Origin of the sequence: Pseudomonas sp. BTN1 (genome assembly GCF_001907715.1) — a bacterium.
GTDB lineage: Bacteria > Pseudomonadota > Gammaproteobacteria > Pseudomonadales > Pseudomonadaceae > Aquipseudomonas > Aquipseudomonas paracarnis.
Genome location: NZ_MPBM01000002.1, coordinates 109,463 through 122,663, shown reverse-complemented (window position 1 = coordinate 122,663; position 13,201 = coordinate 109,463). Strand labels below are relative to the sequence as shown.

Annotated in this window: 24 protein-coding genes and 2 tRNA genes; 5 read left to right on the top strand and 21 right to left on the bottom strand. The window is 57.8% G+C overall.

Going from position 1 to position 13,201, the window contains the following annotated elements:
* Positions 1–13: 13 nt before the first annotated feature.
* The 21 genes from BMH52_RS01295 to BMH52_RS01200 all read right to left on the bottom strand — a co-directional run bounded on the left by BMH52_RS01295 (position 14) and on the right by BMH52_RS01200 (position 9,865).
* Entirely contained in the window at positions 14–637 is a 624-nt protein-coding gene (locus BMH52_RS01295; RefSeq protein ID WP_073842660.1) for a putative metallopeptidase, read from the bottom strand.
* A 9-nt stretch (positions 638–646) separates the two neighbouring features.
* The gene (locus BMH52_RS01290; RefSeq protein ID WP_073842658.1) at positions 647–898 is read right to left on the bottom strand and encodes a hypothetical protein; all 252 of its coding nucleotides are present in this window, start codon (positions 896–898) and stop codon (positions 647–649) included.
* Positions 899–951: 53 nt separating this feature from the next.
* Positions 952–1,248, bottom strand: coding sequence for a hypothetical protein (locus BMH52_RS01285; protein WP_073842656.1), 297 nt, complete (start codon positions 1,246–1,248; stop codon positions 952–954).
* Between the two features lie 17 nt (positions 1,249–1,265).
* Positions 1,266–1,538, bottom strand: a complete 273-nt coding sequence (locus BMH52_RS01280; RefSeq protein WP_073842654.1) for a hypothetical protein — start codon at positions 1,536–1,538, stop codon at positions 1,266–1,268.
* A 1-nt stretch (position 1,539) separates the two neighbouring features.
* A complete protein-coding gene (locus tag BMH52_RS01275) occupies positions 1,540–1,863 on the bottom strand; it encodes a peptidase M48, Ste24p (protein WP_073842652.1) in 324 nt (107 codons plus the stop codon).
* 314 nt (positions 1,864–2,177) lie between these two features.
* Positions 2,178–2,252 (bottom strand) — tRNA-Asn (locus BMH52_RS01270).
* 3 nt (positions 2,253–2,255) lie between these two features.
* Positions 2,256–2,331: transfer RNA gene (locus BMH52_RS01265), tRNA-Thr, on the bottom strand.
* 127 nt (positions 2,332–2,458) lie between these two features.
* A complete protein-coding gene (locus BMH52_RS01260; RefSeq protein ID WP_073842650.1) occupies positions 2,459–3,040 on the bottom strand; it encodes a hypothetical protein in 582 nt (193 codons plus the stop codon).
* Positions 3,037–3,621 (bottom strand): recombination protein NinG, encoded by a 585-nt coding sequence (locus tag BMH52_RS01255; RefSeq protein WP_073842648.1) that lies wholly within the window; start codon positions 3,619–3,621, stop codon positions 3,037–3,039. Before BMH52_RS01255 ends, BMH52_RS01260 begins: the two co-directional genes overlap by 4 nt.
* Positions 3,618–3,914, bottom strand: a complete 297-nt coding sequence (locus tag BMH52_RS01250; protein WP_073842646.1) for a hypothetical protein — start codon at positions 3,912–3,914, stop codon at positions 3,618–3,620. Before BMH52_RS01250 ends, BMH52_RS01255 begins: the two co-directional genes overlap by 4 nt.
* The gene (locus BMH52_RS29165) at positions 3,911–4,066 is read right to left on the bottom strand and encodes a hypothetical protein (protein WP_158068755.1); all 156 of its coding nucleotides are present in this window, start codon (positions 4,064–4,066) and stop codon (positions 3,911–3,913) included. The genes BMH52_RS01250 and BMH52_RS29165 overlap by 4 nt, the downstream gene beginning before the upstream one ends.
* The gene (locus BMH52_RS01245) at positions 4,066–4,482 is read right to left on the bottom strand and encodes a recombination protein NinB (protein WP_073842644.1); all 417 of its coding nucleotides are present in this window, start codon (positions 4,480–4,482) and stop codon (positions 4,066–4,068) included. Before BMH52_RS01245 ends, BMH52_RS29165 begins: the two co-directional genes overlap by 1 nt.
* Positions 4,479–4,955 carry a hypothetical protein gene (locus BMH52_RS01240; RefSeq protein WP_073842642.1) on the bottom strand — a complete coding sequence of 159 codons (477 nt, stop codon included), beginning with the start codon at positions 4,953–4,955 and terminating at the stop codon, positions 4,479–4,481. Before BMH52_RS01240 ends, BMH52_RS01245 begins: the two co-directional genes overlap by 4 nt.
* Entirely contained in the window at positions 4,952–5,599 is a 648-nt protein-coding gene (locus BMH52_RS01235; RefSeq protein WP_073842640.1) for a hypothetical protein, read from the bottom strand. Before BMH52_RS01235 ends, BMH52_RS01240 begins: the two co-directional genes overlap by 4 nt.
* Positions 5,596–5,973: a hypothetical protein gene (locus BMH52_RS01230; RefSeq protein ID WP_073842638.1), complete on the bottom strand. Its 378-nt coding sequence runs from the start codon at positions 5,971–5,973 to the stop codon at positions 5,596–5,598. The genes BMH52_RS01235 and BMH52_RS01230 overlap by 4 nt, the downstream gene beginning before the upstream one ends.
* Complete coding sequence (locus BMH52_RS01225) at positions 5,970–6,158, bottom strand: DUF1382 family protein (RefSeq protein ID WP_073842637.1); 189 nt, start codon at positions 6,156–6,158, stop codon at positions 5,970–5,972. Before BMH52_RS01225 ends, BMH52_RS01230 begins: the two co-directional genes overlap by 4 nt.
* Positions 6,158–6,808 (bottom strand): hypothetical protein, encoded by a 651-nt coding sequence (locus BMH52_RS01220; RefSeq protein ID WP_073842635.1) that lies wholly within the window; start codon positions 6,806–6,808, stop codon positions 6,158–6,160. The genes BMH52_RS01225 and BMH52_RS01220 overlap by 1 nt, the downstream gene beginning before the upstream one ends.
* Positions 6,808–8,148, bottom strand: coding sequence for a replicative DNA helicase (dnaB, locus tag BMH52_RS01215; protein WP_073842633.1), 1,341 nt, complete (start codon positions 8,146–8,148; stop codon positions 6,808–6,810). Before dnaB ends, BMH52_RS01220 begins: the two co-directional genes overlap by 1 nt.
* Complete coding sequence (locus BMH52_RS01210; protein WP_073842630.1) at positions 8,145–9,152, bottom strand: replication protein; 1,008 nt, start codon at positions 9,150–9,152, stop codon at positions 8,145–8,147. Before BMH52_RS01210 ends, dnaB begins: the two co-directional genes overlap by 4 nt.
* A complete protein-coding gene (locus BMH52_RS01205) occupies positions 9,149–9,370 on the bottom strand; it encodes a hypothetical protein (RefSeq protein WP_073842628.1) in 222 nt (73 codons plus the stop codon). Before BMH52_RS01205 ends, BMH52_RS01210 begins: the two co-directional genes overlap by 4 nt.
* Positions 9,371–9,439: 69 nt before the next feature.
* A complete protein-coding gene (locus BMH52_RS01200; protein ID WP_069022817.1) occupies positions 9,440–9,865 on the bottom strand; it encodes a phage regulatory CII family protein in 426 nt (141 codons plus the stop codon).
* A gap of 417 nt (positions 9,866–10,282) precedes the next feature.
* Here BMH52_RS01200 and BMH52_RS01190 point away from each other — a divergent pair, with 417 nt between their 5' ends.
* Genes BMH52_RS01190 through BMH52_RS01170 form a run of 5 tightly spaced genes read left to right on the top strand, consistent with a single transcriptional unit; the run spans position 10,283 to position 13,199 of the window.
* Positions 10,283–11,017 (top strand): S24 family peptidase, encoded by a 735-nt coding sequence (locus BMH52_RS01190; RefSeq protein ID WP_073842626.1) that lies wholly within the window; start codon positions 10,283–10,285, stop codon positions 11,015–11,017.
* A gap of 20 nt (positions 11,018–11,037) precedes the next feature.
* Entirely contained in the window at positions 11,038–11,619 is a 582-nt protein-coding gene (locus tag BMH52_RS01185) for a DUF4236 domain-containing protein (RefSeq protein ID WP_073842624.1), read from the top strand.
* Positions 11,620–11,633: 14 nt separating this feature from the next.
* Complete coding sequence (locus tag BMH52_RS01180) at positions 11,634–11,873, top strand: hypothetical protein (protein WP_073842622.1); 240 nt, start codon at positions 11,634–11,636, stop codon at positions 11,871–11,873.
* A gap of 44 nt (positions 11,874–11,917) precedes the next feature.
* Complete coding sequence (locus BMH52_RS01175) at positions 11,918–12,439, top strand: hypothetical protein (RefSeq protein ID WP_073842620.1); 522 nt, start codon at positions 11,918–11,920, stop codon at positions 12,437–12,439.
* Positions 12,432–13,199 carry a DUF1828 domain-containing protein gene (locus BMH52_RS01170; RefSeq protein WP_073842618.1) on the top strand — a complete coding sequence of 256 codons (768 nt, stop codon included), beginning with the start codon at positions 12,432–12,434 and terminating at the stop codon, positions 13,197–13,199. Before BMH52_RS01175 ends, BMH52_RS01170 begins: the two co-directional genes overlap by 8 nt.
* Positions 13,200–13,201: the final 2 nt, after the last annotated feature.

The following is a 13,201-nucleotide window of genomic DNA, read 5'->3' as shown; positions in this document are numbered from 1 at the left end:
GGGCTGTCAAGGATTAAGCCAGCTTGAGCAGACAGGTTCCGCAGGCCCTCGATATGTTCAGTTTCCCCACCTCGGCGGGTTTGTTTGCTGCATCCACCAACACTTGAACGTCAGGGCTCGCACCATAGCGGCGGACGACACCGACGAACTCTTCGACGTCGTGTCCACGCATCTCAAGCTTCGGCGCCCCTTCCTTGGTGAAGGCAGGCTGGCCGTACTTATCGTTGGCGTGGGCGATGTGATAGAGCTCATGCTCCACCAGGGCGCAGAAGTCGGTGTCGCTGCACTGGGCGCAGTAGTCAGCAGCCAAGGTGATGATGAAGGTCGGCACATCACCGAACCAATCACGCATCTGTTGCTCCATCCGGGCCTTCTGCCAGCCGCCGGCGCGGAACGCCACCCGTTCAGCTTGGCCCAGCACAGTGCGCCCCTGCTTATGGAAGCTCGACGATGCCCACATGACCTGTATGTCTGCATCCAGTAGGTGGGCATGGTCTTCGTTGTGAATGCAGCCCGTGTCGGCCAAGATCTCGGCCTGGAGCCATTCCCAAACCTCGGGCGCCGGGGTCAGGCGGATACCGAAGTCTGAGAGGCCGGACAAATCAAGTAATGACGCCGGGGGCATTGGCCTATCCATTGGTTGTCCTCAGTCGCCGGTGTCCAGCAGCACATCAATCAGCTTCTGCTCACCCAGGCGCATGGCACCCAGGCATTGAAGGTCATCGCACTTGGGACCGAGACCGAACACGGTCACCTCTCCCTTCGCGCCGATCAGCGTCAAGGCGCCTACCGTGCACTCGGGATGCTCGCCAGCGTCCAGGTCATCGGCAATCTTGCGCAAGGTCTTGGCGGCATCGCGCCAGTCTTCACGCTTGAACTCCAGAACCTTGACGGTCATGCCCTACTCCTGTCTCGCGCCACGATTTGGCGCATTCGAAAACGTGGCGCGGATTACGGTGCAAGCCACAGCTGCTTATCGAACAGCTCCCGGATCTCTGCAAGACGCCGCATCACAACCGGCTCACCCTTCAAATGGATAAGGTGGGCCAGTTGGTGGACGATCCCCTCATCCGAAAGCACCTGGCTTGTGGGCAGCTCCTTGAACCAGCACACGAACACCGCGAAGTGCAGTGCCCCTGGCAATTCCTTCAGGAAGCGCTTGTCAGTCATCTGGATGTATCGGGCATGTTCTTCGCGCAGGTCTTGGTAGCTGGCTGAGTACGTATGGTCATCGAGGACGTAATCCATCCGCTTCACCCGCCTGATTAACCCGTCGAACCGAATACATGCCCGCGCCTGGCCCAGGCATAAGCCACCACGCCGGCATGAAGCATCACGCCGAACGGGTTGACCCAGTGACCTTGGATGGCTGTTACGAAGGCGCCGAACGCGCCAATGGCTACCAAATAGAAGGCCGTGCACAGCAGGGGCTGATCGACTGGGCGAACCTTCCGCAGGTAGTCACATGCAGCCAGTGCGACCAGCACGCACAGGAGCGCATCAACCACCCCCATTGCTGATACAAGAATGCTGTTCATGTCAGGCACCTCGCGTCGTCGGGAAAGACCCTATGACTGCTTTGATGGCTGGGATGATGTTCATGGCGGTCAGGCCAAGTACGAAGGCAACGCCGCAAAGAAGGTTGTCGTCCACCGCAAGCTCTAGCCTTGCAGCAAGCCATCCAGTAACGGGTTGCGTTAGGTACACCGAGAAAAAGAAGCCGGTAGCCACTGCTGCGGCCGCCTGGCCCCTGGTCAAATCCCTCAGGAAGCCAAGAGACAAGATAGAGCCAATGAATGCAGCCATGACCACGCCGTATTTGACCAGCACTACGCTGGCGGCAGTGCTCGCTGGTTCTGCCATTGGTTACTCCAGGAAGAATAGGTCGGCTCACACAGCACTCCCAGCTCGGAGCAATGGGTGTGGCGGAGCCGAAAACGAAAAGGCCCCGATCAATTTCGAGGCCCTGAATAGGTGCGCGGTCTTTCCCGCTGTCAGCCAAAGACAATCCCAGCGTCGACGCCCTAATGCATCGATCTCGCCTTTCCTGTCTCGCGCCGCCCTGTAAGCACAGTGAGGTCAGGGTGCGCGGGCTGCCGGTGTTTTTCCGTAGCGCTGCACTACCGGCTTATCAGCGTCCAGGCCTTCCGTGAGGCTGCCCTGGCTACAGGTGTTACTGGCTGGTGAGAGTGGGATCGAACCACTGACCGATCGGTTAACAGCCGATTGCACTACCGCTGTGCTACTCACCAATGTGGTGCCGCCACGAGGATTCGAACCCCGGGCCATTCGCTTACAAGGCGACTGCTCTACCACTGGAGCTATGGCGGCTGAATTCGGGCAATAAAAAACCCGGCGCGGTGGCCGGGTTTTCTTGGATCATCGATTAAGTTGCCGAAGGCAAAACTCTAACAGTGGCGATAAGGTATCACCAGCCGCACGGGAACGCAATAGGCCCTCATGCGGCCTCGCGCATTTCGTAAATTACCGCTGCAATGGGGCTCAATGCTCGCCGATCCAGATCCTCGCAGCACTCGAAGATCAGTTGCAGCACACCACCCCAATCCCGCTCCCAGTTGCACGACTCCAGGCGCACTTCGTAGACCTGCCACATCCAGGCCCTGAACTTCTCGGCGTTGGCCAGCGGGTCTTCGTTGGACGATTGCCCGCCCTGGTGCATGTGCTGGTACCGACGTAGCACGCCCTTTACGACGAACTCCAGCTTCTCGCGCTTGGCCGCCGTCATGCGTGGAGACCTGTTTTGCACCAGCAGGAACACGACCTCTTCCGCCGCCTCCCGGATATCGTCGCTTTGCTCGGCGGCGTACATGAAGTCACCGAATACGCGGATCTGCGGGTGCAGACGAGCGATTGCCGACTGGATGTGCCCAGCCAAAGCTCCGTGCACTGCGTGGTTTGCCGTCGGGCCGCGCTCGGTGTTCTGCACCACCACACCTAGCTGCACAACATCGGAGGTCTGGCCGGGGGCCGGGTTGTACTTGCAGTCATGCCAAGCCTGGCGCGCTGAGTTGATCTTCATGCTGCCTGCCCCTTCTTGAGTTCTCTGGTCTTTGCCCGGTATTCGGCGGTCATCGCCCTCAGTTGCTCGATGGTGTACTTCTTGGGTTCGTGCGGCCCTTCCAGCCACTCGACAGCCTCGGCGCCGATACGCTTCACCAGCTCAATGCGGTAATTCACGATGTCGCCCGACTTGTGGTTGTTGCATGGAGCGCATTGCTTGTGGACATTCAGCGGCTCGAATCTGATGGCTGGGTTTGCCGCAACAGTCCGATAGTGCCCAGCGTGATATTGGCCTTCATGGTGGCGACCACAGCTCACGCAAGGCAGATCGGCGTCACGTAGGCGCACCCACTCGTTGAACGCCTGCTGAGTGTCCTTGGCATGATCCGCCCTGCTCTTCAGCTTCTCCTTGCGGACCTTGATGTCCTTGCGCTCGATGTCGGCCAGGGCCTTGCGGGCTTTCGGCGCGTGCCTGGGCCCGTCGATCAGGGCGCACGCTGGACTGCACACCGCCTGGCCCATGCGCGAGGGGACGAATGAGGCCCTGCACGTAGCAACGCGGCACTTCTTCGGCTTGGCCGGCTTCCGTTCGATGGTCATACAGCCTCCTTGGCTTTCTGCTGCTCTGGGGTGAAGTCGCCGCGCAGAGGCATTAGAAGCTCTGGACCAATGAGTCCATCCTTGACGGGGCGACGCTCGGGAAAATTACCGAATTTCGCAGTGAGACCTATGCCCGCAACACGCCAGGAGGCTGTATGCGCATAGCAGTAGTAACCACTGGCGACCAAAACATCAGAACCTCCAGGGTGAAAAGAAATCAGATCAACGCAGCAGCCGGCGCAAGGGCCGCCAACGATCAGCGCCAGGTCGCCCGGCTTGAAGTTATGGCTCATAGCGCTTTCCTCGCTGCCCGCTCTACTTCGGCCTTACGGTCGCGGCGCTTGCGTTCGAAGTCTTCTACTGCGCGCTTGCGTCGGTGATCGAGCACCACACCAATGACCAGAGCCAAGGCAATCAGGACTCCGTAAATGTCTGCGTAATCCATCAGTACCTACCTCCCCAGTTGTCCTTTTGCGTCCACCGCACCTGGTGCTCGGCGCCGAAGCAATGAACCCACTCGATCAACTCGCCGCACTGCTTCACGGTGAGCTTGCTTGTGCGCTCATAAATCACGTCGAAGCCGTTACCATCGACCGCCGGTATCATTTGCGGCTGATCGCCCGACTCACGCAGCCAGGCGGCGGTCAGCAGGCGCTTCCAGATCAGGACGTCCCACTTCTTGCCCGCGTGTTCGACCTGGGCGGCGATGTCGGCCAGCGCCGCGTGCAGAGCCTTGTTCTGCTCCCCGCTGCGGTCCACTTCGGTGATGGCAAGCTTCTTGGGCCTGGCCAGGTCCAGGCCGGCGATGTAGCCCATGGCCTTGTTGCGGTCTGATTCGTTGCGAATCTGGAGGCTGGTCATGCTGCAACCTCCGCCAAAGTCGCGCCCGCCCGCTTGGCCAAAAGATGGTCACGCGAGATGAAGGCGTCTACGACAAACCCGCCAAGGTCGATCGCCAGCGAAATGCCATCGCCCTTCCCGCGCGCCACGTAATACTTGCGATCCTCGCGCCCTTGAACCGGATCAAGGACGAAGTAGCCCTCGTCGGTGACCTCGATCAGGATCTGGTGGTTACCGCCTTCGATGTTGAGCGAAGGTGACGTGCACAGATAAACACCCTCATCGGCCAGCGGTGGGCAGTCCAGGCTGAAGAAAGCCATGTATTCAACGCCCAGGCGCTCCAGCATTTGCCGCAAGGTGAGATCGCCGTTGCGATAAGGCTGGTGCATGTCTTCGATGATTTCCGGTGCCGGGCGCCCAACGATCATGGCCAGGCAAGTCGAAACGCAGCTGTACGGGCACGGTTGCATCTGGTGGGTGATGATCGGGCTCATGACCGCTCTCCCTGGCCCATGGCGGCGTCGATCACGGCATCAACGTCGGTGAACTCCGCATCGCTTGGGAACCAGTCCTGAATCAGCCAGATGAAGGTTTGCTTGTCCCGCAACCACTCATACCGCCCAGCACCTTTGCGCAGCGCCTCGTTCTCAGCCTTGAGCCTGTCCACCTCGACCAAAGCTGCGGCCCAGCTATCGAACCCGTGCGTCTCGCGAAGCTCCACCATGTGTTCTTTGAACTTGAGCATTTCCCGGTTATCGGATTTGAGCAGATCGTTCTCAGCCTTGAGCTGGTCGCGCTCTTCAGCCAAATCCTCAATCGTTTCATGCCCGGCCGCGCGGATTGCCTGCTCATTCACTTGACAGGACCATTTGGCGAACTCAAGGCTGTCGGCTTTCAATCCAAGCCGCTGGTTCTCGGCGATCAGAGCCAGGATCGTTTCTGGATTAGCAGCGAGCACCAGGTCCGCATAGTCCTTGTTCTGCGCCATGAATTCGGGGAATGACCGGTTCTGATGCACGTCAAAGACGATCCCGTTGTCGTTGCGGATGTACAGCGCGCCGTGGCTGCGCATGAAGCGCAGCGGCTGATGCTGCTGGCACGCCTCGGCAATCGCTTTCAAATCGCGGAAATCATTCATTCGGCGAACTCCTTGAGCAGTTGGCGTGCGCCCATGACGGCGCCCTTGTCGCCAGATGTGCGGCTAATATCCTTGAGCCATTCCAGCATTCGGGTGTTCTGTGCCTTCAGGTCGATGACCATGCCCAGCAACTCGTCGCCGTCGGAGTCCATGTCGGACTTGAGCGCTTCGCCAATCGCACCAAGGTCGCAGGCAGCGGCCAGAAGCATGCGCTTGTGGCTCTCAAGGTCCTTGATCAAGGCCAGAACCGTTTCCGGGCTAACCTCTTCGTGGAATTGCTGGAGCACGCGCATTTCCTCGTCTTCGTCGGCGAACTTGATTGTGTCCTGGGCGGCGTATTCGGCAGCCTTCTGGAGGTCCGTGTAGTCGGTCATGTCCGTTGCTCCGCTGCTTCTGCGATCAATGCCATGCGCTCAAAGCGCTCAGCGGCCTGGCTTGCGAGATTGGCTAAGTCCGCCTCATCCACCACCGGCATGCACACGAAACGGATACCGTGCTTGGCCATGGTGTTCGCCATCTCAAGGGATTGGCGTAGCTGTGCTGGGTTTGCTCGTTTCATCACGCGGCCTCCCGTGCGTTCCAGCACTGGATGATTTTTTGGGAAAATTGGGAAAGCGCCCATTCAGCGCGGGTGGCCTGCCGATGCTGGGCAAGCTTCCGCTGGTTGATTGGCCCGTGGACGCCCTTCAGGTACGTCTCGCGCGCCTGACGATCCATCCAGCCGGTGATGACCTCTTCGACGATATCGCCAATACAGACGCAGTCAGGTCGCTGCTGATGCTCGCCGGCTGAAAGATATGCGGCGTAGGTGTGAATGCCGAACCACCGCCGTACCGCTGCGCCGATCTCGGCAGTCGAATAGCTGACCTCGCCGCGCTCACTGAAATAGCTCAGCATCCCGTGGAACAGCTCACCGCCAATCATCTCGGCACGGCCGTAAGCGAATACAACCGGAAAGCCGGTTGCCCGCTGGGCATCCAACGCCTTTTCACGCTCAACCTGGCTCGGGACGGGGCCTTTAACTTCGACAAATGCACCAACAGCCGGCAGGAAGAAGTCAGGCATGTAGCCGCCGTGGCGTGTGACCACGGTGCGCGACTCGTACACCCAGACCACCCCCATCGCATCCATCATCGCCGCCCAACGAGTTTCCGAGTGGGAGCGCATCTCGTAACCGCCGTAGCGGAAAATCGTTTGCTTGTCTCTCATCAGAAATTCACCTTCACGACGTTGTCTTGGCGGGCGTGATTGGCCAGCGGCAGGAATCGGGACTTGGCGCCCTGGAAGGCTGTAGGGACCGTGCCGATCTCGCCGTCTCGGTTCTTTCGGATGATGATTTCGCCGATCCCCTTGTCCTGGGTGTTCGGGTGGTACACCTCGTCGCGGTACACGAACATAACGATGTCGGCGTCTTGCTCAATGGCGCCCGACTCGCGCAGGTCGCTGAGTACCGGGCGCTTGTCTGGGCGCCCTTCACAGCCACGATTGAGTTGGGAGAGGATGATCACCGGACAATCAAGCTCGCGAGCCAGGAGCTTGATCTGGCGAGACATGGCGGTGACATCCTCTGTCCTGCCCTTCCCTTCGCCCTCGACCAAGCCCAGGTAGTCGATTACAACAAGGCCCAGCGAGCCCATGCGGTGCGACTGACGACGGGAAATCGAACGGATGCGCGGCATGGTCATGACCGGAACGTCCGACACCGCAATCGGCGCGTCACGCAGGCGCATGACCGCCATGTTCAGTTCCATGGAGTGATCGTTGCTGCACTCGCCGGTTTTGAGCGAAGGGAGGGGAATGCCACCGACAGCCGCGAGCAGTCGATCCATCAGCTGGGTCTTGCTCATCTCCAGGCTGATCACCAGTACGGGCTTTTTCTGGTTGATCGCCACGTCGGCAGCGATGTTCATTGCCAGAGTGGTCTTGCCCATCGCTGGGCGGCCGGCAACCACGATCATCTGGCCGGACTTAAGGCCTTGGGTGTATGAGTCCAGATCAGGAATGCCGGTACCCAAGCCGTCGATGACAATCCCGGCGGCGAACTTGTCCAGACGATCCTGCAGGACCTCAACGTGTTCGATCAGGATGTCGCCAATCATCTGGCATTCACCGTCGCTGCCAGTGCTGTCCAGGCCAAGCACGATGGATTGAGCGAGAGAAATCTTGTCCTCGATGCTCGCCTCTTCGTGGGCAATCTCGTTGATGCGGGCGGCGGCGGCGGACATCAGGCGGCACACGGCGCGCTGGCGAATGATCTTGGCGTAGACCTGGGCATTCGCAACGCTTGGCGTGCTGGCCTGGATTTCGGCGGCGTAGGCAGCTACGCGAACACCGCTCGAAAGCTCGGCGCGGCGATCATGAAGCGTCACCACGTCTACCGGCTGACCGTCGGCGTGCATTTCGAGGATCAGGCGGTACAGTTCCGCATTATCCTCCCATGCGAACGCATCGGCGGACAGGTCGTCGCTCAGCACGTCGATCAGGTGCGGCTGGCAGAGCATGGCGCCAATCACGCCATGTTCAGCCTCAAGGCTTTGGAGATCCATCATTGGGAAGCCTCCGATACTTCACGGAAAACGGCGCGACTGACCAGGGACTCAAGTCTCGGCGCAACGTTGGCGCCACGGAAGAACACCTGGCTGCGGTTATTTGCCTTCTGGAAAAACGGGAGCCAGAAGCCCTGCCCGCTCTGGTGCGATGTTGATTCGTTCCAGCGCTCGGCGATCATGCTGCGCAATACCTTGTCGCTCGCAACGGTGACGGTCGGCAGGTTCGGGCAGACCTTGTGGTACAGGTCGATAATCTTGTCCACCGGCACACCGGCCTCGGATGCGCCGCTTGGGTTCTTCTTGAACTCGCGACCCAGCCAGTTGACCAGGAAGCGGCGCCAGTCCTTCTTTGGCTTGCTCCCACTGGCCCAGGCGGCGGCACGCTTGATCTCGGCTTCAACGTCAATCGGCGAGTAGGCTTCTGCCCACTTGGTGATCAGGGTGGGGTCGACTTCAAAATCTTCACCATCGAACAAAACCCCACATGCCGCGTTTCCGATTTTGATTTCAGGCTGAGCGGGTTCCGCCCCCTGGGGGGCAGTAATCTGTTTCGTAGAAACAGTTACTAGGGGTTCTTTCTTTGTATAAAGAAGGGAGTCGTCGGATTTGGTCTGTCTCGCAATGCTGACGACTCGGCTTGAATGATCCGAGTCGGACGATATGGTCTGAGTCGGACATTCTTTTTTTGTATCGTAGAAGATCCATTCGGAAGGCTCGCTGATGCCGATATCGCCACGTGCCCCGCCAACCCGATATAGGATGCGGCGTTTCAATAGGTGGCTGATGGCCTTGGAAGCCACGTCAGGGTGGATGTTGGTCGCCTTGGATATCTCGGTAGCCTGGATGCGAGCTTCGGCCACCTGATAGCCTATGGTGGCTCTGGCAACGTACAGCGCAACCTTCAATTCGCGCCCAGGCAGATCGACAACCATCAAGGCCTCGATGAGCTTGTTTTCCATCCGGGTGAAACCCCCGGTGATTTTGAGAGGAATGACATTGCTCATGGGCGTACGCCTTTCGACGAAGCCAGGAATTCCTGCAGCTGATCAAGGCACTCACGCACGAGCTTATTTTTGGATGGCTTGGAGTACTGGAAGCGAATCTGCTTCGCGGCGCTCATTGCAGCGTTGAGGTGGAAATTGCTGGGCGCCACGTTTTCAGATATCGAAAATCGTGGCGCGGGATTGTTGGGGCTATTGATCGATTCGGTGTGTTGGTGCATGATTCGCTCCAGTTGTTTACTGCTGTAGAAAAAGCCACCCTCGTCCGGTGGCTTTTTTGTGTCTGTAATTCAGGCCGCCTTCACGGACTGCTTGAACACTTCCAGGCTGACTATCACTTCCTCGGCCTCCTTGAGCAGTTCGGACTTCTCGCGAGTGCAAACGCGGCCATCGGCCTGGGCATCGAACGCAAGGCGGGTCACATCGGCCAGATCGGCGTGCAGGCGCAGCAGCGCGGAGTTGAGGTTGATGCCCTCGGGCTTTTCCTTTGGCACCAGGTCGAAACCAAAAGCCTCGGCCCAAGCTTTCAGCGGGCGGAAGTCTTGGGTGAACTTCATAATCCGGTGCAACTCCTGGACGTTCAGCTTGTGGCTGTCGTAGTCCGGGTTCGCCTTCTGGGAAAGCAGCGTCTTCGAAGAGAAGCTGGCGCCCTCTGCAATCCGCCCTGCCCCGTGGTCGTCCACAACGTCATAGATCGCCTTCATCAATTCCTGCATGTAACACCTCGAAATTCTTTACGTGGCGCCCTGCAGGTGCAGCGGCGATCATTTGCTCAATGGAACGGCGGACAGGGATGTCAGGCGGCAGAGGCAAGCTCTGGCCATATCAAATTCCAATCAGCAGGGCGTAACGACCGGCGACTTAGGGCGCCTGCCGATTCACGCTCAAGCGAAACCGCAAGCGCAGCGGAGGCTTGCTTGTTCCCATAGGCAATTTGTTTCAAGTAGCCGCGAGAGGTCCCGGTGCGCTCGACGGCATCGTCGGAAGCGCTTTTGAGCCACTCCAAGAGCTGGGTGTGCTTAGTCCGCATCATGGCTCTCCTCTGTGATGCGCAATTATTACCTCACGGTAACCATTTAATCAATACCGAATGGTCATTTACCAATGAGTAATGACCCGTAGAGAATCGCAAGATGGATATTCGCGAAGTGCGCAGGCACAACCTAAAAAAGCTGATGGACACCGAATACGGGGTTGGCGCTCGCGGCGCACAGTCGCGCCTCGCAGAAAAGCTGAAGAAGCCTCAGAACTTCATCTCCAGATGTCTTTTTGAGCCGGAAAAAAACGGCGCGAAAACCATTGGAGAGGACTTCGCCCGGGAAATAGAAAGCGAATTCGGCCTCGCCAGATACGCGCTAGATGCACCAATTGGTGAAGTCCACGCCAGGGAGAGCAACGTGATTCCTATTGATTCGCGAAGAAAGTCTCAGGACGCCAACTTCATCACCATCCCCCAGCTCGATGTAGCTGGCTCGATGGGGCCCGGAAGAGTGCCGCCTGACCATATCGAGGTGATCAGGGATATTACCGTTCACCTTGACTGGCTTAAGACTCAGGGCTTGTCGTATTCCAATCTAGAGAACCTGGCCATCATCGATGGCGATGGTGACAGCATGGAGGGCACTTTCCGTAATGGCGACGCCCTGCTGGTAGATCGCGGCATAACCGAGATCCGAACCGATGCGATCTATGTCTTCACGCTGGAGGGCGAGCTTTTCATTAAGCGGCTTCAGCGCCTGACAGGCGGCTCCCTGCGCATGATTTCAGATAACCCCGTGTACCCAGCAATCATGATCGAGGGCGATATGCTCGCCAAGGTGCATATCCAGGCTCGTGTTCTGCTTGTCTGGAATGCTCGCAAGCTATAACGACCACAAGGAGGTGGTGAATGGGCATGAGATTTCAAAAGCGGATTCAAATACTCCCCTGGGTTTGGCTAAACATCAGCAAGTCCGGTTTCAGCTTTTCGTTTGGTCCACCAGGGCTGAGCGTCAACAATAGCAAGAAGGGAGTGAGGGTCACTGCCGGCCTTCCAGGGACAGGCCTATCAGCTAGCCATCTGATCAACGGCGAGCCCGCCAACGAGCAGGAGCATGAGCGAGCCGTGGCGGAGGTCCTCGCGAGCGCCGATCAAACAATAGCTGATCTAGATATTCTTCTTTCTGAATGCAGATTCGCTGGCTGGCTGGAAAACTACCTGGATCCTGACAGCTACGCTGCCGACCCCATGTACGGCAGAGCGGTTATTGCAGCCCTAACAGGGAAGCACCTAAGCGCAGCTTTTGTTGCTCGCCATCTGAACGTGGGCATTGCTCGCGGCAAAAAGCTCGTCGAATTGATGGAGGCTGATGGAATTGTTCCAGAGGAGCCTGGCTCGATTACCCCGAAGTCGCCGCTGGATATTGTTGCACTTAGAGAGACTTTCGATAGGTACGAGGCGGAATCTGGTGAATGGCAGTCCGCGCACTGAGTTTGGAGCCATAAATGTCCCTCACTAAACCCAACCAAGACCTTAAGCGCGACCTCCAAGGCATTGCCTCAGACCTCAAGTGGTCAGCCGTAGAGCTGATGAGGATTGCGGAACGGCTGAGCCTGGCAGGGAACGAGGCGGACGCCCAGGCCGTGCTTAGGATGCTCACTGTATTTCATGATGGTGAGGATCGGCTGGCCGGTTATGCGGATGAGGTCAGGGATCAGCGCATCACCAGGGCGAAGTCGGAATAGGAAGTAATACGCAAAATCCCCATTCATACCTCAAGGACGACGACGTGGTAGACACGATCCTTACTGATGCGCAGATCCGTGATCTGCTCACCTGCAATAAAACCATATCCAACCCCGGCGCCCGCTGGAAAGATATGCAGTCGTGCAAGCAGAAGAACTACGATGTGGTCTCAGATGATGGCGCAGAATTCGAGATTTACCTGCGGCAGAACTCAAGAATTGCGCATAGCTTCTCATGCGGGATATTTCTAAAGCACCCCTCCGGCGATACGATCACGCTAGCGCGATACAACGGCAGCTGCCATCCTCACCAGAATGTTCTTGAGGATGGCGAGCGGATTGATTTCACACCGCACATCCATCGAGCCACAGAGCGCTACATGCTTGCCGGCAGAAAGCCAGAGCATTACGCGGTTGCCACAAACGCCTACACTGATCTTGAGGGAGCGCTCTGGGCAATGCTTGAGGATTGTAATATTTCAGGTCTACAAAAGCCCGTTCCGCCAACTATCGAGATCGGGGAAGCCAATGGCATGACGACACAACTGAGTTTTTTTGATGAGTGAACTGACTGAAATCCGCGAATCACTCTGCACAGCCTTCTGCGAAGATGTTGCTGTGAGAGAGTGCGGCGATTTTCTAGCGGTATCTCTCCCGTTGGTCGCGCGCGACGGAGATCAGTTCACTGCTTATCTAGCCAGGACGGCTGGGGGCTGGCGGTTGTCTGATGCGGGCACAACAATGATGCGCCTGAGCTATGAGAACGACATTTCAAAATACTCAACTGGCTCACGAGGAAAGTTCTACCAAGGAATTCTGGCAGAATCCGGGCTTCGTGATGACGGCGGTGAAATTTTTATTGAGGTTCCAGCGGACAAGCTGGTACGGGGCTTGTTCGACCTGACCCAGGGTTTATCGCGCGTTGAAGACATGGCGCTATGGTCACGCTCTCGTCTTGGTTCGACGTTCTACGATGATCTGCGGGCAGCCTTGAAATCTATCCTGCCCGCCGACAGCTTTGAGGAAAACTATGTGCCCAAGATTGTGGATGGTCCGGCCTACACGGTCGATTACCGAATACAGTCGCAAGGTCGCCCTATTTATCTCTTTGGGGTGAACGGCAAAGACAAGGCGCGAATTACCACGATTACCCTTCTGCACCTGAAACAGGTTGGGGAGTCATTCACCTCGATCATCGTTTGCAGTGATTTCTCTTCCCTTCCAAAACAAGATCACACTCGCCTGCTCAAGGCGGCGAATGATTTTGTGCCGGACATAGCTGATATGGATAACTTCAGAGACAAGGTTCTTCACCACATTCGTTAAGC